This is a genomic window from Rhizomicrobium sp. (assembly GCA_037200385.1).
Taxonomy (GTDB): domain Bacteria; phylum Pseudomonadota; class Alphaproteobacteria; order Micropepsales; family Micropepsaceae; genus Rhizomicrobium.
The window spans coordinates 2,767,679-2,793,264 of sequence record JBBCGL010000001.1 but is presented as its reverse complement, the minus strand read 5'-3'; the positions used below and the strand labels follow the sequence as shown (position 1 = coordinate 2,793,264).

Sequence of the window (25,586 nt, the reverse complement as noted above, 5' to 3'; positions counted from 1 at the left end):
AACTCAAATCACCATTTGCGTCTGGATCACCACCGCGACCAGCTTGCCGTCTTCGCGGGTGACGTTGGTCTGCCACACCGAAGAGCGGCGGCCGACATGCAGCGGCACGGACTCGGCGAAGATCGGAGCCCCTTCCTTGGGCGCGCCGAGGAAATTGGTCTTGCTTTCGATGGTCGTCGTCTTGGCGCCTTCGGGCAGGTTCAGGAACGCGCCGCAAGAGGCGGTGATGTCGGCCAGCGACATGATCGCGCCGCCATGCAGCGTGCCGCCGGAGCGGCACAATTCGTTGCGGGCCGCCAGGGTGGCGCGGACGCGCTGCGGCGTCGCTTCGGTGATCTCGAGGCCGATGAGCCGGGGGAAGGGCTGCTCGGCCGGCGTCAAGGGCTTGGGCGCGGGCGGCTCGCTGTCGTTTGCGGGGACGGCAATGAGCCTGGCTGTGTCAACGTGGAGCATGGTGGCCTCCGTGTCGGCCCGGTTCGGGACGGGAATCGCCCCTGCAAGCCGGGAATAAATCCTGCATGCGACGTCTTTGCAGGGAGCATGCCGTCCCGCGGCGGGACGCGAGCTCCCTTCAGGATTTGTTGGTCGGGTGGAGGCTATCGTCGGATCGTGTTGCACAGACTGACCGCGCCCTGGTTCGACCGCTCCAACTACCCGTTGGATTGGAACGGCCCCGTTCGCGCCTTTGTGCCGTTCCCGGACAACGACGCATCCGTCTCGGAACGCTTTGCAAGTATCGCGCAGACACATCCGGACCGGATCGCGCTCGACGACGGTACGGCCGCGCTCACCTACCGCGCGGCACAGGCCGCGGTCGCGAGTCTCGCCGGCTGGATCGCGGCGGAGACGGCGCCGGGCGATCTTGTGGGCATCCTGCTTCCGACTTCCGCGGATTTCCTCCTGACGATGCTCGCCTGCTTCGCGGCGGGACGGTTGTTCGTGCCGCTGGATTCGCACTATCCGCGCGCCTGGCTCGCCGAGGTCGTGAAGGATTGCGGCATGGCCGCGATCGTCGCGCGCTTCGACGATCCCGACACGGCCGGGCTCGTGCCGGACGGCATACGCCGTCTCGACTTGTCGGCGCCGCACGACCGCGCCGCGCCGCTGCAGCCGCTGGGTCCCGACGATCCGGCCTTCGTCCTTTTCACCTCCGGCAGCACGGGCAAGCCCAAGGGCATCGTCAACGGCCAGCGCGCCCTGCTGCGCCGCGTCGCGCAATATGTCGACGCCGCGCATGTCGATGTGCAGGACCGCTTCCTGCCGCTCAGCTCCGAATGCACCATCGCGGGATTGCGCGAGCGCTTCACCGCGCTGCTGACCGGCGCGACGCTGCACCTGATCGACGTCCAGCGCGCCGGGGCACGGCAGATCCTGAACCGCCTGCACGATGCGGGCATCACCATGATGTACGGCGTGCCGGCGCTGCTGCGCACCCTGATGCAGCTCGGGACGCCGGCGCCGGAGTCGCTGCGCGTTCTCCGGGTCGGCGGCGACGCCGTGCTGTGGAGCGACGTCGATGCTCTGCGCGCCTGGCTGCCGCCGGACTGCCGGATCGAGCTCGGCTATTCCTCGACCGAGGCGCCGATCATGCAATGGTTCGTGCCGAACGGTTTCCCGCGCGAGGGCTCGCGCGTCCCGCTGGGCTATCCGCTGGCCGGCAACGCGCTCGCCATCCTGGGCGAGGACGGCCAGGCCGTGACGCCCGGCGAGGAAGGCGAGCTCGTCGTGTGCAGTCCCTATGTCGCGCTCGGGCGCTGGCGGGACGGGCGTGTCGAGGCGGGCGATTTTCCCGCCGCGGCGAACGACCCTTCCTGCCGCGTGCTGCGCACCGGCGATCTCGTGCGGCTGCGCGCCGACGGGCTGATCGACCTGATCGGCCGCAAGGACCGCCAGCTCAAGATCCGCGGCCAGCGGGTCGAGCCCGGCGAACTCGAAGCCGCGCTGCGCCGCTGCGACGGGGTGCACGACGCCGCCGTCTTCCCGCGCCGGGTCGGCGCCCAATGGTGGCTCATCGCCTATGTCGTCGGCGCGGTCGATACCGCGGCGCTCAAGGCCGCCCTGCGCGATCGGCTTCCGGCTGCCCTGCAGCCGCAGCGCATCCATGCCGTCGCGGCGATCCCCCGCCTTGCCAGCGCCAAGCTCGACATGGCGGCGCTCGGCGCGCTCGATGCGGACTGGCAGGGCCGCGAGGTGCTGGCGGCCCTTCCGTCCAGCGATGCGCCGACCGGCGAGACCGAAACGGCGATCGCGGCGATCTGGCAGCGCGTGCTCGATACGGACGCCATCGGGCGGCACGACGATTTCTTCGAATCCGGCGGCGACTCGCTGTCCACGCTCAACCTGATGTTCGCCGTCGAGGAGGCGTTCGGCGTCGCGCTGCCGGTGACGATGATCTACGCCGCGCCGACCATCGCCGCGCTGGCCGCCGCGATCGACCGGCGGGAGACGGCCGCCTTCTCGCCGCTGGTGCGGATCCGGGACGGCGACGGCACGCCGCTCTTCATCGTGCACGGCATCGGCGGCAATGTGATGGAGCTGTTCGCGCTCGGCCGCCGGATCGCGGGCAAAGGCGCCGTCTACGGAATCCAGGCGCGCGGTCTCGACGGGCGCGAGGCGCCGGGCGCCTCCGTCGCCGCGATGGCGGCGGACTATCTCGGCGCGATCCGCGCGGCCTATCCCGACGGGCCGTTCCACCTGGCCGGCTATTCGGCCGGCGGCCTGATCGCCTTCGAGATGGCGCGGCAGATGCGGCCGGCATCGCTGACCCTGATCGATACGCAGATCCCGATGCGGCAATGGCCCTTCGCTACCTGGGCGAGACACATCGCCAAACGGGCACGGCATCATGCAGGCGTCCTTTCGTCCTTGCCGCTGCGCGACGGGCTTGGGCATGCGGTGCAGGCGGCGGCGTCGCTGACACAGCGGCTGCGTCGGCGCGCTGCGCCGCAAGCGGTCGCGGCACCGGCGCTGCACATCCCGCCTGCCCTGCAGGCGGTGCACGACGCCACGACGCTGGCCATCGGCGATTATCGCCCCGCACGGTATGACGGTCCGGTCGGGCTCGTCGTTCCGGTGCAGGAAGATCCGTGGATGCTGGACGTGGCGCGATACTGGAAGACGCGCGCCGCATCGATCCGTATACGGATCGTTCCGGGCGATCATCGCTCCATGGTGCAGGGCGCGAACGCCGCGCAAGTCGCGGCGGCGCTCTCGGCCCTCATGCAGGGCTGATCTCGTTCTCTCGCAATTGTGGGGATATGGCGCAAATGGGGTTTGGACCGACTCGGTTCAAGAGGGTCCGATAATTTTTTCGTTGTCGAGTTATCCCCACGCGATGCGCGCGAAAGGCGCGGCGGATGCGGAGAAATCCGCGCGCAAGCGAGGACAAGCCCCACACGGCGGCGCGGCGGACGATATTTTGTTTCAGATTTTTTTCAGGCTGTTCGATGCGGACGGACCTCCATCCAAATGCGATGACTGCAACAGCAGCGATCCAGTTGAGGCGCTGTCGCGGGCCAGGACAGACAGAGCACAGACATGATATATGGTGCCGGGAGGGCATTGCCGCAGCGCCCGCCCGGCCGGGGGAATCGGCTCGCGGCCTGGATGCCCCCGCCTTGAGCCCGACAAGTTCCAGAAGTTCCCACCGCAGGCCGGCCTTATGGCCGGGTATTTTCTTACTCCGTAATTGTTGCGCCACCAGAAACAGGGCAGATTGCGGGCGCCTCGCGGCCCAATTCGGGCAAGCGGGACCAGGCTATCCGAGGGGATGTCGTTGAGGGGTCGGAGGAAACGTCGGTCGACGGGGTGCGCGAAGGCGTCCGCGTCGGCACTGGTGTTGGCAGGCGGCATCATTCTGGCGGCCACATCGGCCGTGGCGCAGGTGCTGCCGGGTGCCGTGCAGCCCGGCCGCGACCGCACCGGGCCGACGGCGCCGCCGCAGCCCGATTTCGATTTCAGCATCGTGGCGCCGCACCGCTCGGCCGTGCCGCGCGCGGTCGACGAGGTGCATTTCAAGCTCACCGGCCTCAAGCTCACCGGCGCGACGACCATCCCGGCCGAACAATTCCGCCCGCTCTATGCCGGCCTGATCGGCAAGGACGTCACGCTGGGCGACATCCTCGACGTCGCGGACAAGATCGAAGCGATCTATCGCGCCCGCGGCTATCTGCTGGTGCGCGCCTATGTTCCGCCGCAGCGCGTGCGCGACGGGGTGTTCACGATCAACATCGTCGAGGGCCATCTGGGCGCCGTCGCGGTGCAGGGTGGCGACCGCCGCGTGAAGCGGCTGGTGCGCGGCTATCTGCGCGATGCCGCCGCGGCGCGGCCGCTGACGCTGCCGACGATGGAGCGCGGACTCCTCCTCACCAACGACATCCCGGGCATCACGGCGAGCGGCGTGCTCAAGCCGTCGCCGGACACGCCGGGCGCCTCCGACCTCATCGTCGACGTGCAGCAGCCCTTCATGACCGGCGGCCTGGCGGTCGACGATCGCGGCTCGCGCTTCTCGGGCATCTGGACGGTGTCGGGCGACGTCGAGTTCAACAGCCTGTTCGGCGCCGACCAGCTTGCCGCTTCGGTGGTCTCCTCGCCGGATTCGCTGGAGCAGATCCAGGGCTCGCTGCGCTACCGCACCGCGATCGGCGACGACGGGCTCATCGGCACGCTGACCGGCACGGTCACCCATGGCGAGCCGGGCTCGACGCTCAGCGCCTTCGGCGTCCTGACCGACAGCTGGGCGGCGGGCGGGCGCCTGACCTATCCGCTGATCCGCAGCCGGCGCGAAACGCTGCTGCTCGACGGCGGCTTCACGGTGCAGGATGCGCGGGTCGACGTCTCGGGGCCGGTGAGCCACGACCAGTGGCGGGTGATAGATCTGGGCGGCTCCTACCAGCGCACCGACATCTTCGGCAACGGCCTGTGGACCTCGACCTTCGACGCGGCGCAGGGCCTGCCGATCTTCGGGGCGACGCCGGACACGGTGATCAACCCGGTCACGCATCTCGAGCAGCCCAATCCCCTGCTGTCGCGGGTCGGCGGCACCACGGCCTTCACCAAGCTGACCGGCTACACCCGTTTGCTGCTGCCGCTGGGCGGCAATTTCAGCACGGCGTTCTCGGCCCAGGGCCAATACGCCTTCAACCGCCTGATCACCGGCGAGCAGATCGCCTTCGGCGGCACGCTGCTCGGCCGCGGCTACGATCCGGGTGCGATCACGGGCGACGACGGCCTCGGCGGCTCGGCGGAGCTGCGCTACGATTTCCGCTTCGCCGACTCCCTCGTGCAGGGTCTCGAGCCCTATATCTACGTTGATGCGGCGCAGGCCTGGTACAACGGCAATGACCCGTCGCTGAAGGACCAGAACATCCAGTCGGTCGGCGGCGGCTTCCGCTTCTGGCTCGCCTACAATCTGACCGGCGCGCTCGAGGGCGCGCGGACCCTGCATGCGGTGCCGGGCAGCGATGCCTACAGGGAATCCACCAAAATCCTCCTCGATCTCGCCGTGCGGTTCTAGGGACCAGAGTCATGAACAAGACCAACGCCGCCATCGTCCGCACCCTCCTTCTGGGTACGTCCTGCCTCAGCGTGCTGGGCGTGGCGCAGGCCGATCCGACCGGCGGCACCGTCGTCGGCGGCCAGGGCACGATCACCCAGCATGGCGGCAACAGCACCGTCATCGACCAGAAGACCGGCAAGCTGGTCATCAACTGGGACAGCTTCTCGATCGGCGCCGGCGGCACGGTGCAGTTCAACCAGCCGGGGCAGAATTCCATCGCGCTGAACCGCGTCACCGGTTCGCAGCCGACCTCGATCTACGGCAACCTGCTGGCCAACGGCCAAGTGTGGATCATCAACGGCAATGGCGTGCTGTTCGGCAAGGGGTCGCAGACCAATGTCGGCGGCCTCATCGCGACGACGGCGGATATCCGCGACGGCGACTTCCTGGGCGGCAATTACAGCTTCTCCGGCGGCACCGGCGCCTCGGTCGTCAACCAGGGCACGATCAGGACCCGGAAGGGCGGCTCGGTCCTGCTCTCGGGCGCGAGCGTCTCGAACCAGGGGCTGATCTCGGCGGACACCGGCACGGTCGTGCTCGGCGGTTCGAGCGCCTATACGGTCGATTTCGACGGCGATGGGCTGCTGCGCTACGCGATCACCGCGCCGACCGGCAAGGCCGACAACGGCCAGACCGGCGTCTCCAACTCCGGCACGATCAAGGCCGCGGGCGGCCGCGTGGTGATGACGGCGCGCGCCGCCTCCAGCGTGCAGGACGCGGTGGTCAACAACACCGGCATGATTTCGGCGACCAGCGCCAAGGTGCAGAACGGCGAGGTCATCCTCGACGGCGGCGACGGCGATGTGAGCGTCTCCGGCACGGTCGACGCGTCCGGTGCGGCCGCGGGCGCGACCGGCGGCACGGTCACGGTCACCGGCCGCAACGTCACGGTGGCGGACAACACCAAGATCGACGTCTCGGGCGATGCCGGCGGCGGCACGGTGAAGATCGGCGGCGACCTGCATGGCGGCGGCACGTTGCAGCAGGCGGACAACGTCCATGTCGGCAGCGCGACCATCAAGGCGGACGCGACGCATCGCGGCAATGGCGGCACGCTGGTCGTGTGGTCGACCGGACAGACCGATTTCGCCGGCATCGTCAGCGCCAAGGGCGGCGCGGCCGGCGGCAATGGCGGCTTCATCGAGACCTCGGGCCACAATCTCTCCGTCGCACCGACCACCAAGGTCGACACCAGCGCGCCGCACGGCAAGACGGGCAACTGGCTGCTCGATCCCAGCAGCATCGTCATCGACAACAGCGGCAGCACGCAGGTCGACGGCACGCTGCCGGTCGACCAGGATTCCGGCTCGACGGATTTCATCTCGCCGACGACCCTCATCGCGGCGCTGACGAACAGCAATGTGACACTCGAAGCCTCGACCGCGATCGAGGTGAACGATGCGGTGATCTATACGAGCGACCATTCGCTGACCCTGCTGTCGGAAGGCGAGATCGGAATCAATGAAGCGGTCCAAAACGGCGGCGCCGGCAACATCACCCTGATCGCGGGCTGGGACGGCTCGAGCACCGATTTCTCCAACCTCCTGGTGAACGGCAGCGACACGCGCTTCGGCAACAACAGCGGCAATGTCGCGATCGGCAACGGCCATGCGGCGGTCGGCAGCCTGGGCGGCACGACCCTGGTCGCGGGCTACAACGTCCTGCTGCAGGCGCAGAGCAACGACGCGGTGGCGCAGATCGGCTATCGCATCGGCGTGGGCGCGGGCGGCACGAGCGACATCATCGTGGCGGCGCAGAACCAGGTCTCGCTGTTCGCGGGCGAGGGCACCAATGCGCTCGCGATGATCGGCAACGGCGACAAGTTCGGCCTCGTCACGGGGCCGGTGAGCGGCGACATCACGATCATGGCCGGCAATGTCCTGCGCACCCAGGTCTATACCGGCGGCACGCTGTGGATCGGCAATGCCTCGCCCGGCGGCGAGAGCGGCAATGTCACGCTGGTGACCGGCGCGGTGGACGATGCGTCGTGCTGCGGCTTCGAGGGCCAGGGCTCGATCCTCCCGATGCTGACGGCGGACCTCAACGGCGGCAACGTCACCTGGGAGTCGACCGCGGCCGATATCGATATCGACCAGCCGATGCTCTATGCGAGCCCTTACGACCTGACGCTGATGTCGGTCGGCAATGTCAATATCGGTGCCAGCATCCAGAACGCGCAGCCGGAAGGCGCCGGCGCGATCAACCTGGTCGCGGGCTGGGACGGCGTCACGGCCATGGCGGACATACCGGCCACGTCCGGCGCCTATGGCAACAATGACGGCGGCATCGCGATCGGCGCGGGCGAAGGCGGCCCGGACGTCGCGGTGGGCACGGCCGGCGGCACGACGAACGTCTTCACCGGTACGCTCGACATCACCTCGAGCGGCGGCTATGCGCAGCTCGGCTATCACGGCGTCGGCGGCGGCGACATCAACGTCACGACCAGCGGCGATCTGTACATCGAGAGCTTCGGCGGCTTCGACGCGATGCTCGGCAACGGCTCGTTCCAGGAAGGCGACGAGGGCGGCGTCACCGGCAATATCGACGTGCGGGTCGGCGGGCTGTTCGGCATCTACGACGACAACAACGGCGATCTGGGCGAGCATGTCTGGTTCGGCAATGTGAGCGCGTCCTTCGCCGAGACCGGCAATGTCACGATCATCGCTGCGGACGGCGACGTGCCGTCGAGCTTCGCAGACATGGTCGCGGCCGATTTGAACGGCGGCGACTTCACCGTCGGCTTCACGGGCGAGGATGGCGGCTCGATCGGCGACATCATCTATGACAGCCCGCACGACTTCACCGCGCTGTCGACCACCGATCTGTATATCGCCGGCAGCGTCCAGAACGGCGGCTCTGGCGCGATCAACCTGGTGGCGGGCTGGGACGGCGTCTCGACGAATGTCAACGACATCCGCGACAATTACGGCTACGGCGTCGAAGGCTACGGCACCGTCACGATCGACGGCTATTACGGCGGCGCTTATGTCGGCTCCAAGGGCGGCGCGACAAACGTCCTGACGGGCAACCTGGTCGTCGAGACCGGCTTCGACGAAGGCACCAACGCGCAGCTCGGCTATCACGGCAACGGCACGGGCAACATCACCGTGCTGGCGACGGGCGACGTCAGCCTGCTGGGCGGCGACGCCTCGGTCGGCAGTCCTTATGCGATGATCGGCAATGGCGCGCTGGACGGCTCGGTGACGGGCGACGTCGGCGGCGACATCTTCGTCTCGGCCCAGGGCACGCTGCGCAGCGAGACGCTCGACGGCGCGCCGCCCTGCGACGATTGCGGCTTCGCGGAAGGGGCCGTGGCCGGCCGCGGGCTGCTGAGCGAGAGCGATGGCGGTCTGCCCTTCGTCACCGGCATCGGCAATGCGACGACGGACGGCACGATCACCGGCAGCACGGTGCTGCTGGCCGGCAGTCTCGACGACCAGTTCGACACCAATGGCGGCTTCGGCCGCATGATCGCGAGCGACCTGTCCTATGGCGACGTGACGCTGGGCCATACGAGCTGCGAGTGCAGCCTCGAGGTCGCCGGCGACATCATCTACGACAGCAGCCACACCCTGAACCTGGTGTCGGCCAGCGACCTCGACATCGAAGGCAAGATCCAGAACAGCGGCTCGGGCACGATCAACCTGGTTGCGGGCTGGGACGGCGATCTTAGCAATATCGGCGTCGACGGCCATTACGGCCTCGACGGCTTCGGCACCGTCGATATCGGCGGCAGCAACGCAGCGGGCGATTCGTGGGTCGGCGGCGCGATCGGCGCCACGAACGTCTACGCCGCCAGTCTCAGCCTCGACGCGACCAACGGCTATGCCCAGCTGGGCTATCACGGCGCCGGCGGCGGCGACATCAACGTCAAGGTCACGCAGAACATCAACGGCTTCGGCAGCAGCGGCAATTCCAACACGCTGCAGCTCGGCAACGGCTCGCTCGCCGGCGACATCCAGGGCGACGTCACCGGCAATATCAGCCTCGATGCCGGCAACCAGACGGTCTTCTTCTCGCAGCAGGGCATCGCCTGGCTCGGCAACGCCGCGTCGGACGGCTACAAGGAGACCGGCAACGTCACCTCGCTGGCGACCACCGGCAGCTATGACGGCGACTTCATGGAGGCCGACCTCGGCACCTCCGCCGACACCGGCGGCGACCTCTTCATCGGCTTCCGCAACAACGCCGACGCGGTCGGCTTCCGTATCGGCGGCCTCGAATACGACAGCCCGCATTCCCTCGTCTTCGCGACGGGCGGCAGCCTCGACGTCGTCGGCAGCGTGATCAACGACGGCGCGGGCGACATCACGATCGTGGCCGGCTGGGACGGCACGACGGTCGGCACGGGCGCGGAGATCCTCGCGGCCCATGCCTATGGCCTGAACGGCGCGGTGATGAATGTCGGCGGCGACCATGCCTATTCGATCGACGATTTCGACTTCAGCAACGACCAGACCGCGAACCTGTCGATCGGCACCGCCGGCGGCCACACCAATATCCTGACGGGCGATCTCGACATCGCGCCGGCCGAGGGCTTCTACGCCCAGATCGGCTATCACGGCCTGACCGGCGGCGATATCCTCGTGCGGGCGACCGGCGAGATGACGCTGACGGGCGGTGCGACCGCAGCGGAATACGCGATGATCGGCAACGGCTCGCTCACCGGCGACGTCGAGGGCCAGGCGACCGGCAATATCGATATCGCCGTCGGCGGCGAGAGCTCGCTTCTCGCCGGCGCGGCGGGCGGCAATGTGTGGATCGGCAACGCCTCGGGCCTCACGCCCAGCGGCAATATCGTGTGGACGACCGGCACGCTGGACGCCGAGACCGCGATCGGCGCGATGATCGGCACCGATCTGGCGGGCGGCGACGTCACGATCGGCGTGACCGACGACCTGGCCACGCCGACGCTGAGCGACGCCATCCAATACGACAGCAGCCATACGCTGAGCATGCTGAGCGCCGGCAATATCGTCATCGCGGCGGATGTCCAGAACGCCGGTACCGGCGCGATCAACCTGATCGCGGGCTGGGACGGCACCACGCTCGATCCGGCGCACATCCTCAACGACGGCGTCTATGCCAACAATGGCGGCGGCGTGACGATCGGCGGGGCCGACGCAACGGGCAACGTCTCGGTCGGCAGCGCCAATGGCGCGACCCATGTCGCCGGCGCCTTCGTGACGGTGGACGGCGAGGGCCACACGGCGCAGCTCGGCTATGGCGGCGGCGACGGCACCGGGATCCTTACGATCTACACGCCGGGCGAGCTCAACCTGGACGCCGGCGCAGCCGCGAATTCGCGGGCCGTGCTCGGCACGCCGACCGGTGGGCTGGTGGTCTTCGCCGATGCCATCAGCCAGCAGGCCAACACCGCGATCACGACCACCGACGCCAATCTCAATGCGGCGAGCGGCAATATCGTCCTGAGCTCGTCGCAGAACGACATCACCGGCACGCTGCGCGCCGTCGCCGATGGCGGCAGCGTCACGGTCGCCAGCCAGAGCGGCATGGTGCTGGACCTGATCGAGGCCGGCAGCGGCGCCACGATCACGTCGGGCGGCAACATCACCCAGATGGCCGACCGGAACATCGACGTCACCGGCGCGCTGAGCGTCAGCTCGACCGGCGGCGACATCACGCTGGACGACCGGAACAATTCCTTCGGCGACCTCACCGTCTCGACCGCGGGCAGCCACAGCGCGACCATCGTCGGCGGGCAGGCGATCAACGTGGCGAGCGCTTCGGTGGGCGGCACGCTGTCGCTCGACGCGACGGACGGCGACATCACCCAGTCGGGCGCGATCTCGGCCGGCGGCCTCGACGTCACGGCGGAGCTCGGCGACATCACGCTGACCAACGGGGACAACAGCTTCCACAGCCTGACCGCCTCCACGGTGGACGGCTATTCGGCGTCGTTCGTGTCGTCGGGCGATCTCGCCGTCGACGGCGCGACGATCGGCGGCCTGCTGACGCTGAACATCGGCGAAGGCAGCATCACGCAAGGCGCTGCCATCACCGCGAACGGCCTCGACGTCACCGTGACGGGCGGCGCCGTCACGCTGGACAATGCCGGCAATGCCGTGACCGGAACGGCCAGCTTCTCGGCGCCGGACGGCGTCACCTTCACCAACAGCATCGCGACGGAGCTGGGTGCGAGCGACACCGGCGGCAGCTTCACGCTGCGCTCGGGCGGCGCGGTCACGCAGAGCGGCGCGCTGGACGTGGCCGGCCTCGACGTCCGCACCACCGCCGGCACGATCACGCTCACCGACGCGGACAACACGATCGGCCAGCTGGCGATCTCGACCGGCGGCACGGACAACGCATCGGTCGCGAGCGCGGGCGATCTTCGCGTCGCCAGCGCGACGGTCGGCGGCACCCTGACCCTGGCCGTCGGCGAAGGCGCGATCACGCAGACCGGCGCGATCATCGCGCAGGGGCTCGACGTGAGCACCACGGGCGGCGCGATCACGCTGACCAATTCCGGTAACGATTTCGCCGCGCTGACCGTCGGCACCGCGAACGCCGACAACGCCAGTATCTCGGACGGCACCGACCTATCGATCACGAGCGCCCATGTCGGCGGTACGCTGACGCTCAACCTGGGCGAGGGCAGCCTCAGCCAGACCGGCGCGATCGTCGCCGGCGGGCTGGATGCCAGCGCGACCGAGGGCGGCATCACGCTGACCGATACGGACAACAGCTTCGCGAGCCTGAGCGTCCATGCGGGCACCGACGCCACGGTGGTCGATTCGACCGGCGTGGCGCTCGGCGGCAGCGCGACCGGCGGGGGGCTCTCGCTCACCGCCGGCGGCGCGGTCACCCAGACCGGTACGATCAGCGCGGCCACGCTCGGCATCGACAACAGCGCGGGCACCGGCGGCATCACGCTGAGCGACACGGGCAACCACGTCACCGGCGCCGTCACGCTCAAGAGCACCGGCGCGGTGAGCTTCGCCGACAACACCGCGACCGTGCTGGGCCAGGTCGACGCGGGCGGCACGTTCACCTTGCATTCGGGCGGCGCGGTCACCCAGACGGGCACGATCCATGCCGATGCGCTGGATATCACCGCGGTGACGGGCGCCGTCACGCTGACCAATGTGAACAACGACTTCGCCTCGCTCGAGATCGACGTCCAGGATGGCCACAGCGACGCAGCGGTCGCGGTGTTGGGCAACCTGGATGTGGTTGGCGCCGGCGTGGGCGGGACGCTGACCCTGACGTCGGGCGAAGGCAACATCACCCAGAGCGGCGCGATCAGCGCCTCGGATCTGGTGCTGAACGCGACCGGCGGTAGCGTCACACTGACCAATGCGGGCAACATTTTCTCGACCCTGCGGGCGAACGCGGTCACGGCCGACATCGTGGACGGCGTCGGCGTCGATATCGGCGCGAGCTCCATCGTCCGCACCTTCACCCTGGCGGCAGGCGGTCCGGTCACGCAATCGGGCGCGATCCAGGCGGCGGGGCTCGACGTCTCGACCACCTCGGGCGGCATCACGCTGACCGATGCCGGCAACACGTTCAGCGCGCTCAAGGTCGCGACGGCCGGCAGCGACGACGCCACGGTGCAGACCAGCGGCGCGCTGGCGGTGGTCTCCGCGGATGTCGGCGGCACGCTGACCCTGACGGCCGCGGGCGACATCACCCAGGCCAGCGACCAGGTGCCGGGCATCCATGCCGCGGCGCTGAACGTCACCTCGACCGGCGGCGCGATCAACCTGCTCTCCTTCGACAACGTGTTCGGCGAGCTCACGGTCTCGACCACGGGCGCGAAGGACGCGCTGTTCTGGGACGATTCGGTCCCGCTTTCGGTCAGCAGCGCCACGGTCGGCGGCCTGCTCACGCTGGATGTGGGCGTGGACGGCATCACCCAGACCGGCGCGATCCATGCAGGCGGATTAAGCGTCTCCGCCATCGGGACAGGGATATTCCTCAACAATACCGACAACCAGTTCAACACGCTGACCGTGAATTCGAGCGGGATCAACACGCCGGTGTCGATCACGGACAAGCTGGGCTTCACCCTTTCGGGCGCGAACACGACCGGCTCGCTGAGCCTCACCGCCCTCACGGGCGGGATCACCGCGCAGAGCGGCGTAAGCAGCCTGGGGCTGACGCTCAACGCCGCCGGCGACCTGGTGTTCGCCCACGGCAACACCGTCGGACAGCTGATCGCCACCACCGGCGGAGCCTTGACCTTCTACGACACCAAATCCCTCACCGCTTATCTTCAGGTGAGCGGCGCCCTGGCCCTGCTCGCCGAGGGTGACGTCAGCGTCGGCGCCTCGAACGTGCAGGCGTCGTCGGGCAACGTCGCCATCCTGGCGGGCTGGGACGGCACGACGACCGACGCGGCGCATTTCGGCGACGCCGGGGTCTACGGCAATCGTTATTACAACAGCCAGACCGGCTATCTCAGCGACGGCACGCTGAGCTTCGGGCCGGGCGTCGCGATCGGCGCGCAAAACGGCACGACGGCGGCCTATGGCTCGGCCATCTCCCTCACCGGCAATGCGGTGGGCAATTCGCAGCTGGGCTATCGGGGCACCGGGACGGGCAACATCATCGTCCGCGCGACCGGCGCGATCACGCTGACCGGCGGCGAGGGCCACTGGGCGCAGATCGGCGGCGGCACGGCGTTCGGCGACAACGCGACCGGCGGCGACGTCACCCTGGTCGGCACGAGCATCTCGTCCAGCGGCACGGCCGCCGTCACGGGCGACGATCTCTCCTTGACGGCCACCGGTGGCGGCATCGGCATGGCCGGCGGGCCGCTGCAGATCGCGGCCAACGGGCTGACGCTCTCGGTCCAGGGCGGCGATGCGAACCTGTCCTCGCCCAATGATGCGGTCGTCTTCCACGGCGCCGACCTGCATGGCGGCGCGCTGATCTTCACCGCCGGCGGCGCCATCGGGCAGGACGGCGCGATCCACGCCGCGACGCTCAATCTCGCGAGCCAGGCGGACATCACGCTCAACGACGCCGGCAACAGCTTCGCCACGCTGCTGGTGAACACCACCGGCGCCGCCGCGATCACCGACTCGACCGGCGTCGCGATCGGCCGCAGCAGCATCGGCGGCACGCTGACGCTGCATGCGGGCGGCGCGGTGACGCAAGGCGTGCCGGCGGGCAACGCGCCGCAGCAGGCGGGCAGCTTCCCGGCGCTCTCCGCCGGCGGGCTCGACATCTCGACCACGGCGGGCGGGATCACGCTCACCGATCCCAGCAACCATATCACCGGCACGGCGGCGTTCAGCGCGCCGGGCGACGTCGCGTACACCAATGACGGCGCCATCGACCTCGGCCAGGTCGAGACCGACGGCAAGGTCACGGTGCGCGCGGGCGGCGACATCACCCAGTCCGGCTATCTCCACGCCGCGACGCTCGATGCGGGCACGACCGCGGGCGACATCACGCTGCTCAACAAGGGCAACGCGGTCGCCAACAGTTCGGCGCAGGGCGCCTTGTTCTTCTCCGCGCCAGGCGACGTCGCCTACTACCAGAACGGCGACATCGTCCTCGGCACGACCAATGTCACCGGCGCGCTGTCGCTCTCGACCCTCGGCGAAATCGGCCAGGTTGGCGCGCTGAACAGCGGCGCGCTGACGCTCATCGCCGGCGACGGCATAGCGCTGAACAATTCCAGCAACCTGTTCGGCCCGGTTTCCATCACGGTGAACGGCGGCTCCAATGCGAGCCTGGTGAATTCCGGCGCGATCGTCGTCACCGGCGCGACCCTGGCCGGCGGCGAAGGGGTGGCGGGCGAGCTCGATCTCACCGCGCACGGCACGATCACCCAGACGGGCGCGATCCAGGCCGGCCAGCTCGAACTCTCGACGTCCGGCGCGGGCAGCACGATCACGCTGATCGATCCGGACAACAGCTTCGACGGGCTGGGCGTGGTGACGTCGGGCGCCGGCTCCAACGTGTCCGTATTGTCGAACGAAGCGGTGTTCGTGACCGGGGCGCAGGTGGCCGGCTCGCTCAGCCTCACCGCGGGCGGCGACGTGACCGAATCCGGTCCGCTCCAGGTGAACGGGCTGACGGTCCGCGCGAATGACGGCGCCATCCTGCTCACCAGCACGACCGGCAACGCGGTCACCGGCCCGGTGAACCTGACCGCCGACGACGGCGTGAGCTTCTACAACACGCAGCGCACCGTGCTGGGCAGCCTGCACGCGGGCGGCGACGTCGTCCTGCTGTCCAAGGGCGATGTGGTGTTCCTGGGGCCGGCGCAGACGACGGCGGGCAATTTCCTGGTTGTGGCAGGCTGGGACGGCACGACGACCGCGCCGACCGTGCTCGGCGCGACCGGCACCTATGGCAACGCCAACGGCAGCATCGTCATCGGCGGCGTCAATCCGGGCCAGGGCATCGGCGCGACGGGCAACGTCGCGGTCGGTGCCAGCACGGGTTCGACCACGGCCTATGGCTACGATCTCACGCTGAACGGCAGCACGGCCGGCTACGCGCAGCTCGGCCATCACGGTGCGGGCGGCGGGAATATCACGGTCCGGGCGCTGCATGACCTGACGCTGAACGGCGTCTCCACCACCGGCTGGGCGATGATCGGCAACGGCTCGCTGACGAACGACGTCGAGGGCACGGTCACCGGCGATATCGACATCCGGACCGGCGGTACGTCGCACTTCAACGCGGTCTCGGGGATGCAGGCCTGGATCGGCAACAGGTCCACCGGCGCCGAGACGGGCAACCTCGTCTTCGTGGTGATGGACGATGACGGCAGCCAGGACTGCGATCTGGGCTGTTTCGCGCAAGCCGCGATCGTGGGCGGCGACGTCACGCTCGGCATCACCGGCACCGACGATCACGATATCGACGGCGACATCACCTACAGCAGCAGCCACGCGCTGACCTTGCTGCTCGCGGGCGGTTTCGCCGTGACCGGCACGCTGCAGAACGCGGGCACCGGCGCGATCACCCTGGTCGCGGGCTGGGATGGCCACAGCTTCGGCTCCTTCGCGACCGCCGGCGCGTCCGGCAATGGCGGCGGGGGCGTGACGATCGGCGGCGCGACGGCGGCGGGCGACGCCGCGGTCGGCAGCGCCGGCGGCACGACCGCGATCTACGGCGCGAGCCTCACGCTGTCGGGGCAGAACGGCTATGCCCAGCTCGGCTTCCACGGCGCCGGCACCGGCGCGATCGTCGTCGACGTCACCGGCGCGGTGACGCTGACCGGCGGCGGCGGCGCGGCCTATTTCGCGCAGATCGGCAATGGCGGTCTCCAGACCAGCGGCGACTATGGCGGCGACATCGCGATCACCGCGGGCGGCGACCTGACGCTGAGCGGCGGGGCGGGCTCCGAAGCCTATGCCCAGGTCGGCCATGGCGGCGCGGAGTCGAACAGCAATACCGGGGGCTACAGCAACGTCGCCGATATCACGGTCGACGCGGCGGATGTGGTGCTCGCTGCGGGGACCGGTTCGGCGGATTATGCCCAGATCGGCAATGGCGGCTACAAGTCCGGCGCCGGCCTCAGCGGCGGTACGGGGCTGAACGGCGGCGACATCACGATCACCGCCGGCCACACGGTGAGCCTCACCGGCAGTGGCGACGACGGCTATGCGCAGATCGGCAATGGCGGCAGCCAGAGCAACCTGAACGCCGCAGCTTCCGCCGGCGGCACGGATTCGGGCGACATCATCGTGCACGCGCCGAACGGCTCGGAAGGCTCGGTGACGCTGACCTCCGGCACGGGCGCCAACGCCTACACCCAGATCGGCAATGGCGGCTATGCGATCAACTCCGGCGCGCAGGCCGTGGCGGCGAACTTCACCGTGACCGGCGACGTGACCGTGACCGACCTGGCGCTGCAGGGCGGCGGGCCGAACGGCTATTCGCAGATCGGCAATGGCGATCTCTCGCTGACCGGCTTCGGCAATATCAGCGGCGACATCGTGATCGACGCGAACGGCCAGATCACCTACCAGGACGGCCCGGGACCGCATTCCACCGCCTCGATCGGCAACTTCACCGGCCAGGGCACGGTGTCGGGCACCCTCAGCGGCGCGACGCCGCCGAACGAAGGCGGCGGCGGCGGCGACGTGCACACCGATCCCGTCGTCATCGGCGTGATCGTGACCAACACGGCCGGCAACAATCCGCCGGGCAACCCACCGATCACGACCATCTACACGATCGTGACGACGCCGACCGACGAGGACAATGGCGGCGCGACCGCGGTCACCGCGAGCCTCGAAGCCGTGAAGCCCGGGCCACTCGCCTCGCTCGACGACAATGGCGTGGACGGCGCCACGCCCTACAGCGCCGACAGCGCGACGGTGGTGATCGCGGACTCGCTCGACGGCGCCAAGAAGCCGGGAAGCACGCTGATCCTGCTGCCGGGCATGCTTAAGCAGACTGGACCGGGGCAGGGCGGCCTGCACGGCGTGCCGCCGGCCGACCAGGATTTCTCCAGCTGGGGTAACGAGGCCTTGTGGCAGTGAGCGCGAACCGACTCTCCTCCCTGCTGGCCGGCGCCGCGCTGATCGGCGTGGCGGCGGCGGCTTTCGCCGCCTCGGACGGCGCAAGCCTCGGAACGACCCTCGCGGGCGAGACCTGCCGGCTGTCCGGCGGCGACATCGTCTGCGGCGATGCGGTCGCGGGCACGCAGCGCATCTCGCAGCTTGCCGCCGGCCTGCCGGCCGACGAGGCGGGCCGCCATGCCGCGATCCTCGCCGGCGCCAAGGCGCTGCCGGGCGGCCTGGCGACGACGCAGGACGTGGCCTGCGATCCGGCGCAATGGATCGGCGGCGACGCCGCGCTCTATCTCTGCACCCTGCGCAGCAACAACTGGCCGCGGGTGATCCTGGTGGGTGCGAGCGGCAATACGCTGGTCGCGGCCGAGGGCCTGCCCTCGATGCTGCCGGTGCTTGAAGCCGCGCTGCAGAGCGCGACCGGACGCGGCGCCGCGCCGGGCGAGAGCGATGCGGCGGTGGCGCTGATGCGCGCGAAATACGGCGAGGCCGGGCTCAAGCTCGCCAGCGGCGATTTCTCCGGCTACCGCAAATATGTCGAGGCCGCGCGGATGTATGGCGGCGCCGACAATTATGCGGGGGCGGAGGATGCCTATCGCCACGCCCTCGACGTCGAGACGCGGCTGTTCGGCGACGATGCGCTGGCGGTCGGCGAGACGCTGGCCGAACTGGCGCTGCAGGTCTCCAACCAGGGCCGCTTCGACGAAGCGGCGGCCCTGTTCCGCCGCGCCCAGCCGATCATCGAGGGCTCCGCCTCGGCTTCGGCGCGCGCCCGGCTCGCCTCCTACCAGGCGCTCGATGCCGCGAACCAGCGCGATTACGCCGATGCGCTGAAATATGCCCGGGCCGCGACGGCGCTGCGCCGGGCCGAGGTCGACGCCGCCAAGGCCGCTTCGGTGTCGGCCGGCGCGGAGACCGTCGAACCGGTCGCGCCGGTCGCGCTGGAGGGCGAGCTCGCCCATTCGCTGCGCATCGAATCGGAGATGGCGCTGCGGCTCGGCGACAACGCCTCGGCCCAGGCCGCGGCGGAAGAAGCGCTGTGGATCATCACCGAGGAGCCCGGCCTGCCGCTGTGGTGGCGGCCAGAGATGGTCGCGCTGATGGGCGAGGTGAATGCCGCGCAGGGGCGCGTCGTGGTCGCCGAGCGCGATTTCACCGAGGCGCTGACGCTGGACCAGAAGCTGTTCGGCGACACCGCGCCGACCGCGCGGGCGCATCTGCGGCTCGGCCAGTTCTACGCCCAGCAGCAGCTCTACACCGCCTCGGTCGCGTCCTATCACAGCGCCTTCGCCATTCTCGGCAAGGACCGCGTGGCGCGGTCGCAGATCGTCTCCGACCAGATCGTGCCCTTCCTCGCCGCGGCGACCGCGCTGGCGGTGCAGGACCCGTCGCAGAAGCCGGCGCTCGACGCCGAGATGTTCGGTGCCGCACAGCTGGTGAATTCCGGCGTCGCCGACCAGACCATCGCCCGCGTCGCGGCGCGCGAAGCGGCCGGCGATCCGGCGCTGTCGGGACTGGTGCGCCAGCTCGAAGCCGCCCAGGCCAGGCGCGAGACCGCGCGCCTGGAGCTGGTAGCGGAGAACGCCAAGCCGAACGACGAGCGCAATGCGCAATTGCTCGCGCGCTACGATCTGGACCTCAAAAGCGCGGGCAGCGATGCCGACGCACTGCGCGCCAAGGTGACCCAGAGCTATCCGGCCTATGCCCGCCTCGCCGATCCCGGGCCGGTCACGCTCGGCGATTTCCAGAAGCAGCTCGGCGCCGGCGAAGCGTTCCTGACCTTCGTGGTCGGCGCCAAGGGCAGCTTCGCGCTGGTGGTGAGAGCCGGCGGCTTCACCGCCGCGCCGCTCGCCGCGACAAGCGACAGTCTTGCCAGCGACGTCACCGAGCTGCGCGCGGCGCTGGTCCCGCGGCTCGGCCGGCTGTCCGATTTCAGCCTGAACGCCTCCTACGCGCTCTACAAGCAACTCATCGCGCCGGTAGAGCCCGCGCTCGCAAGCGCGACGCATCTGATCGTGGCGCCGGGCGGCGCGCTCGACAGCCTGCCGCTCGCGCTGCTCGTCACCGCCGAGCCGAAGGGCGGCTATGCCAACGCCGCCTGGCTGATCCGCAGGCTCGCGATCTCGCAGGTGCCCTCGCCGCGTGCGCTGGTGACGCTGCGCGCCGAGCCTGCCGGCCGTGCCCCGCGGCCGTTCTTCGGCGTCGGCAATCCCGCCTTCACCGGCAATGGCAGCAAGGCCCTGTCGGCGCTTGCCGCCGCCTGCGTCCAGGGCGCCGCGGCCGATCCGGCGCTGCTGCGCGCCTTGCCGCCGCTGCCCGAGACCGCCGGCGAGGTGCAGAGCGTGGGCCGCACGCTGGGCGCGCAACCCGGCTCTATCCTGCTCGGCAGCGCTGCCACAGAGGGCGCGGTGCGCAGCGCCGGGCTCGATCAATATGCCGTCCTCTACTTCGCCACCCATGGCATGCTGCCGGGCGAGCTGCATTGCCAGGCCGAGCCGGGGCTCGTGCTGTCGCCGCCGCCCGGCGCGGCTGCGTCCGCCGCCAGCGACGGGCTGCTGAGCGCCAGCGAGATCTCCGCGCTGCATCTCAATGCCGATCTCGTCGTGCTCTCGGCCTGCAACACGGCGGCGGGCGGCGGCGGCAAGTTCGGCGGCGGCGCGCTGGAAGGCCTCGCCGATTCCTTCTTCAACGCCGGGGCGCATGCCGTGCTGGCGAGCCATTGGGAAGTGCCCTCGGCCGCGACCCAGACGCTGATGACCACGGTGTTCGCGCGCTATGCCAAGGACCCGCGCCGCGACCTCGCCGAGGATCTGCGCCAGGCGCAGCTCGCGATGATCGCACAGGGCCCGACGGCGCATCCCTTCAACTGGGCGGCCTTCACGCTGATCGGCGATAGCGGATCGACGGCGCAGGTCGCGATGGGAGACAGGAAATGACACGCGTTGCCCTTGCCGCGCTGGCGGCGCTGCTGCTGTCCGGTTCGGCCGTCCTCGCCGCCGATCTCACCGTCGTCGAAGCCCGCGGCATCGGCCTCAAGCCGGGCAGCACGGTGGATTCCACCAAGCCGCTGGTGCTCAAGCAGGGCCAGCACGTGACGCTGATCAACGATGCCGGCGCGACGCTGTCGATCGACGGACCGTACAGCCAGGCGCCGTCGGCCGGCGGCACCGGCCGCAGCCTGGGGACGACCCTCGCGGCGCTCGGAACCGAACGCAGCGCGCGCACCGGCGAGGCGGGCGTGACCCGCACCGGCGATGTCGCGGCCAAGCTGCCCGATCCCTGGCTGTTCGACGTGACGCGCAACGGCAATGTCTGCCTGCGCGAGGCCGCGCAGCCGGTGTTCTGGCGTCCCGATGCCAAGATCGCCACCGCACTCACCGTGATGCCGGTCGACCGCAGCTGGAAGAGCCAGGCGGCCTGGCCGGCGGGGCTCGACCGCCTGACGGTGACCACGGACGTGCCGGTGCATGGCGGCGCGGCCTATGTCGTGAACTATGCGGGGACCGATTACGCGCTGGCGGTGAACATCGTGCCGGCGAGCCTCGCCAACGACGCCATGCGGGCGGCCTGGATGGTGGAGAAGGGCTGCGAGGCGCAGGCGGAGGCGCTGCTTCACCCGCGCAAATGAAGGCCTGGCTGGCGCGCCTGGCGGCGCGGTTTCCGCTCCTGAAGGCGCTCGGGCGCAACAAGCGGCTGGCGGATGCGGCGACCGCCGTCAGCATCGCGCTCGTCGTCTCGCTGCTGGCGATGTATGCCGTCGGCAGCCTGTCCTTCCTGACCAGCGCCGACCGTTTCGTGCAGGATTGGGAGATCGCGACCCGCTCGCCCATCGAACCGCAGGATCCCGATATCCGCATCGTCGCGGTCGATGACGGGACGATGCAGAATTTCCCCTATCGCTCGCCGCTGGATCGCGGCTTCCTCGCCAAGCTGCTGCTGGCGCTCGACGCCAAGCATCCCAAGGTCATCGTCCTCGACTACCTGTTCGACCAGCCGACCGAACCGGCGAAGGACGCCGAATTGCGCCGCGTGCTGCGTGCGATCAAGACGCCGCTCGTGGTGAGCTATTTCGAAGCCGGCGGCCATGTCAGCGGCAAGCAGGTCGCCTATCTCGAATCCTTCGTGCCCCGCAGCACCTGGGCGGCCGCCAATACGGGCACCGACCAGACCGACACGGTGCGCTTCATCGTCCCGCGCATGAAGACGCCGGGCGGCGTCACGATCCCCACCGTGCCGCCCCGCGTGGCGCAGATCCTGGGCGTCCGGACGCCGGACGGCGAGGTGCCCATCGTGTGGCGGGGCGATCCGGGCGTGCACCAGCCCGCCTTCGCGGAGTACTCGGCCTGCGTCACCGGCTTCGAGGGCTGCCTGCCGATGCAGTTCTATCCGCCGCCGGTCTTCCGCGACAAGATCGTCCTGATCGGGTCGGACCAGACGCTGGTCGACCAGCATCGTACGCCCTTCGCGGCCGCGCCCTGGACCGGCAAGGCCACGATGCCGGGCGTCGTCACCTTCGCCTACGCCATCGCACAGCTGCTGCAGCACCGTGCGCCGCCGGAGCTGTCGTGGTGGGACAATTTCCTGGTCGCCCTCCTGTTCGCGGGCATCGGCGCCTGGCTCGGGCTGTTCGACTACCAGCTCGTGCTGCGGGGCGCGACGATCGCCGGCCTGACCGCCGCGCTCTGGGCCGCCGGCGTGCTGGTGCTCTATGAGCGGTTCGGCATCCTGATCGGCCTGATCGCGCCGACCATCGCGCTGATCGGCTCCTTCGCGGCGGTGGAGTCGATCACCGGCCTGGACGCACGGCGGCAGCGCCAGTTCATCCACAACACCATGTCGCTCTACCTGCCGCCCAGCTTCGTGCAGCAGATCGTCGACGACCCCGACAAGCTGGTGCTGGGCGGCGAGCGCCGCGAGATGAGCCTGCTGTTCACCGACATCCACGGCTTCACCACCATGTCGGAAGGCCTCGATCCCAGGGATGTCGGACGCGTCCTCAACAACTATCTCGACGGCATGACCGGGGCGATCAAGCGGCATGACGGCACGATCGACAAATTCATCGGCGACGCCGTGTTCGCGCTGTGGAACGCGCCGCTCGACGTCGCCGACTACGCGACCAAGGCGGTGCGCTGCGCCCTCGACATGGATCTCTTCACCGAGAGCTTCCGCAAGAAGATGAACGAGGAGGGCATCCCGCTGAGCTACACCCGCATCGGCGTGCATGCCGGCGCCGCGGCGGTGGGCAATTTCGGCTCCCGCGACCGCCTCAGCTACACCGCCTCCGGCGATGCGGTGAACGCCGCGTCCCGACTGGAGGGCCTGAACAAGACCTTCGGCACGCGGCTGTGCGCCAGCGACGCGGTGAAGGTCCTGTGCCGGGGGATCGCGTTCCGTCCGATCGGATCGGTGGTCCTCAAGGGCAAGACCGAGGCGCTCGACGTCTGGGAGCCCTTGCACGACGGGGCGTACCGGGACGATTATCTCGCGCGCTATGCCGAAGCTTTCGAGGCCGCCCATGCCGGCGACGCCGCCGCGCTCACCAAATTCGCCGCCCTTGCCGAGGCGCGGCCGGACGATCCTTTGGCTGCGTTCTACGTCCAGCGTCTCGCGCAGGGCGAGAGCGGCACCAAGATCAAGATGACCGAGAAATGATCTTCTGGTCCGCCTTCGCACTGATCGTTCTCGTCGCCCTGCGCCTGTGGGGGCTGGAGCCGCTCCACCCCTATTTCTCGCCGGGCGTCGTGACGGAGTTCTCCCATGGCTTGGTCGTCGCCATCGTGGTCGCCGCCACGCTGCTGGTCGACGGGCTGATCCGGCATTTCTACTGGCTGCGCTATCTGCAGCGCCGCCTCAACCGCGAGACGCCCGCGCTGATCCAGGACATCCTGACGATCGCGCTGGTGCTGCTCGGCCTGTCGATCGGCCTGTGGTGGCAGGAAGGATTCTCCTTCACCGGCTTCGTCACCGCCTCGGGCGCCACCGCCATCGTGCTCGGCATCGCGCTGCAGACGGTGATCCAGGACCTGTTCGCCGGCCTTTCGATCAATCTCGACGGCTCCTATTCGCTGGGCGACTGGCTGACGATCTATTCCGAGCAGCTGCCCGAGCCGGTCTATGGCCGCGTCACGCACATGACGTGGCGCTCGACCTTCCTGGCGCTGGACGACGGACGGCGCGTGATGGTGCCCAACCATCTCGCCACCGCCAATCCGGTGATGAACCATTCGCGCCCCGCCGACGCGAAGCGGCTCAGCGTCGAGATCGCGATCGACGGGCGGCTCGCATCGGAGCGCGTGCTCGACATGCTGCTGGGCGAGGCGTTCAAGGCGGTGCGGCGGCCCGGCCTGGCGCGGACGCCCGAGCCGTCGGTGATCCTGACCCGGCTCACGCCGGATGCGCTGTTCTACGACGTGCGGTTCTATTTCCATCCCGACCAGATCGAGCCGGGCTCGGCCAAGTCGATCGTCCTCACGGCGCTGCAGGACGTGATCATCCGCAACCGCATGCCGCAGCCAGTCACGCAGATCGAGCTCACCAGGGAGCCCGATTTCGAGCGCGCGCTGGGCGAGGCGGAGATCCGCGTCGCGCTGCGTCACGCCGGCCTGTTCGCCAATGTGCTGGACGAGGAGCAGTCGCAGGAGCTGGCGCGGCTCAGCCGGCCGGTGGATTTCGCGCGCGGCGGCAACCTGATGGTGCAGGGCGACCTGGCCTCGTCGATGTTCATCATCCTGGAAGGCGCGGCGCGCGTCAGCGTGCTGGGCCAGAACAACGATCCGCGCGAGGTGGCGGTGCTGGCGACGGGCGATGTGGTCGGCGAGATGTCGCTGATGACCGGCGCGGCACGCAACGCCACGGTCACCGCGCTCACCCGGGTGCGGGCGCTGGAGATCACCAAGGACCCTGTGGAGGCGCTGCTCAAGCGCTCGCCGGAACTGCTGCAGCGCTTCAGCCATGTGCTGGCGCGGCGCGAGCAGGAGCGTGCCGCCATCGCGCAGAAGACCGTGCAGGTCGCGGCGGTCGAGCAGGACCTCATGGCGCGGATGAAGACGTTCTTCAGTCGCGTGCTGTGGTCGGATGCGGGATCTTAGCGGAACGCCCCGGTCAGCAGCACATAGACGATGCCGAGATAGGTGAGCTGGTGGATCAGCTGGTCGGTGCCGAACAGGATCCAATAGCGCTGCTCCGTCGGCTCCATCCTGTAGAGGCGGTCGAGCCGTGTCTTCAACCAGTCGGTGTGGTAGTGGATCGCGAATTCGGCGACGAGGATGATGGAAGCGGCCTTCAAGCTCGGGCCGAAGATCAGCAGCGCCGGGATCGTGCCGAGGATGTGCAGCCCCGAATGGATGAAGCCGCCGAAATGGCCGTAGATGGCCTTGGTGCGGACCTGGTACTGCGTCTGCAGGACGAAGTCGCACAGGAAATGCTTGATCTGCAGCGCCAGAAGCGCAGACAAGGCCAGAGCCGTTTCCTGGCTCATATGCCGCTCCTTCGTCGTATCCGCCCAGGCTTGAGATAGT

9 protein-coding genes are annotated in these 25,586 nt (G+C 69.3%); 7 read left to right on the top strand and 2 right to left on the bottom strand.

Annotated features, from left to right (window positions below; genetic code table 11):
• Positions 1 to 3 precede the first annotated feature (3 nt).
• Positions 4 to 453: a PaaI family thioesterase gene (locus WDM91_13230; protein MEI9995552.1), complete on the bottom strand. Its 450-nt coding sequence runs from the start codon at positions 451 to 453 to the stop codon at positions 4 to 6.
• Positions 454 to 609: 156 nt separating this feature from the next.
• On the opposite strand from WDM91_13230, the gene WDM91_13225 reads away from it, so the two are divergent.
• The 7 genes from WDM91_13225 to WDM91_13195 all read left to right on the top strand — a co-directional run bounded on the left by WDM91_13225 (position 610) and on the right by WDM91_13195 (position 25,157).
• Positions 610 to 3,231: an alpha/beta fold hydrolase gene (locus WDM91_13225; protein MEI9995551.1), complete on the top strand. Its 2,622-nt coding sequence runs from the start codon at positions 610 to 612 to the stop codon at positions 3,229 to 3,231.
• 607 nt (positions 3,232 to 3,838) lie between these two features.
• Positions 3,839 to 5,515: a ShlB/FhaC/HecB family hemolysin secretion/activation protein gene (locus tag WDM91_13220; protein MEI9995550.1), complete on the top strand. Its 1,677-nt coding sequence runs from the start codon at positions 3,839 to 3,841 to the stop codon at positions 5,513 to 5,515.
• A gap of 11 nt (positions 5,516 to 5,526) precedes the next feature.
• Entirely contained in the window at positions 5,527 to 18,036 is a 12,510-nt protein-coding gene (locus WDM91_13215; GenBank protein MEI9995549.1) for a filamentous hemagglutinin N-terminal domain-containing protein, read from the top strand.
• The gene (locus WDM91_13210; protein ID MEI9995548.1) at positions 18,033 to 21,002 is read left to right on the top strand and encodes a CHAT domain-containing tetratricopeptide repeat protein; all 2,970 of its coding nucleotides are present in this window, start codon (positions 18,033 to 18,035) and stop codon (positions 21,000 to 21,002) included. Before WDM91_13215 ends, WDM91_13210 begins: the two co-directional genes overlap by 4 nt.
• Positions 20,999 to 21,694, top strand: a complete 696-nt coding sequence (locus WDM91_13205; protein ID MEI9995547.1) for a hypothetical protein — start codon at positions 20,999 to 21,001, stop codon at positions 21,692 to 21,694. Before WDM91_13210 ends, WDM91_13205 begins: the two co-directional genes overlap by 4 nt.
• Positions 21,691 to 23,721 carry an adenylate/guanylate cyclase domain-containing protein gene (locus WDM91_13200; GenBank protein ID MEI9995546.1) on the top strand — a complete coding sequence of 677 codons (2,031 nt, stop codon included), beginning with the start codon at positions 21,691 to 21,693 and terminating at the stop codon, positions 23,719 to 23,721. The genes WDM91_13205 and WDM91_13200 overlap by 4 nt, the downstream gene beginning before the upstream one ends.
• On the top strand, positions 23,718 to 25,157 hold the full coding sequence (locus tag WDM91_13195) for a mechanosensitive ion channel family protein (protein ID MEI9995545.1): 1,440 nt from the start codon (positions 23,718 to 23,720) through the stop codon (positions 25,155 to 25,157). The genes WDM91_13200 and WDM91_13195 overlap by 4 nt, the downstream gene beginning before the upstream one ends.
• On the opposite strand, the gene WDM91_13190 is transcribed toward WDM91_13195, so the two are convergent.
• On the bottom strand, positions 25,154 to 25,546 hold the full coding sequence (locus WDM91_13190) for a DUF3307 domain-containing protein (GenBank protein ID MEI9995544.1): 393 nt from the start codon (positions 25,544 to 25,546) through the stop codon (positions 25,154 to 25,156). The genes WDM91_13195 and WDM91_13190 overlap by 4 nt on opposite strands.
• Between the last annotated feature and the right edge of the window lie 40 nt (positions 25,547 to 25,586).

Bases quoted from the DNA above. Each gene is read 5' to 3' on its own strand.
- WDM91_13230 (MEI9995552.1), bottom strand. From the start codon at position 453: ATGCTCCACGTTGACACAGCCAGGCTCATTGCCGTCCCCGCAAACGAC.
- WDM91_13215 (MEI9995549.1), top strand. From the start codon at position 5,527: ATGAACAAGACCAACGCCGCCATCGTCCGCACCCTCCTTCTGGGTACG.
- WDM91_13205 (MEI9995547.1), top strand. From the start codon at position 20,999: ATGACACGCGTTGCCCTTGCCGCGCTGGCGGCGCTGCTGCTGTCCGGT.
- WDM91_13200 (MEI9995546.1), top strand. From the start codon at position 21,691: ATGAAGGCCTGGCTGGCGCGCCTGGCGGCGCGGTTTCCGCTCCTGAAG.
- WDM91_13195 (MEI9995545.1), top strand. From the start codon at position 23,718: ATGATCTTCTGGTCCGCCTTCGCACTGATCGTTCTCGTCGCCCTGCGC.
- WDM91_13190 (MEI9995544.1), bottom strand. From the start codon at position 25,546: ATGAGCCAGGAAACGGCTCTGGCCTTGTCTGCGCTTCTGGCGCTGCAG.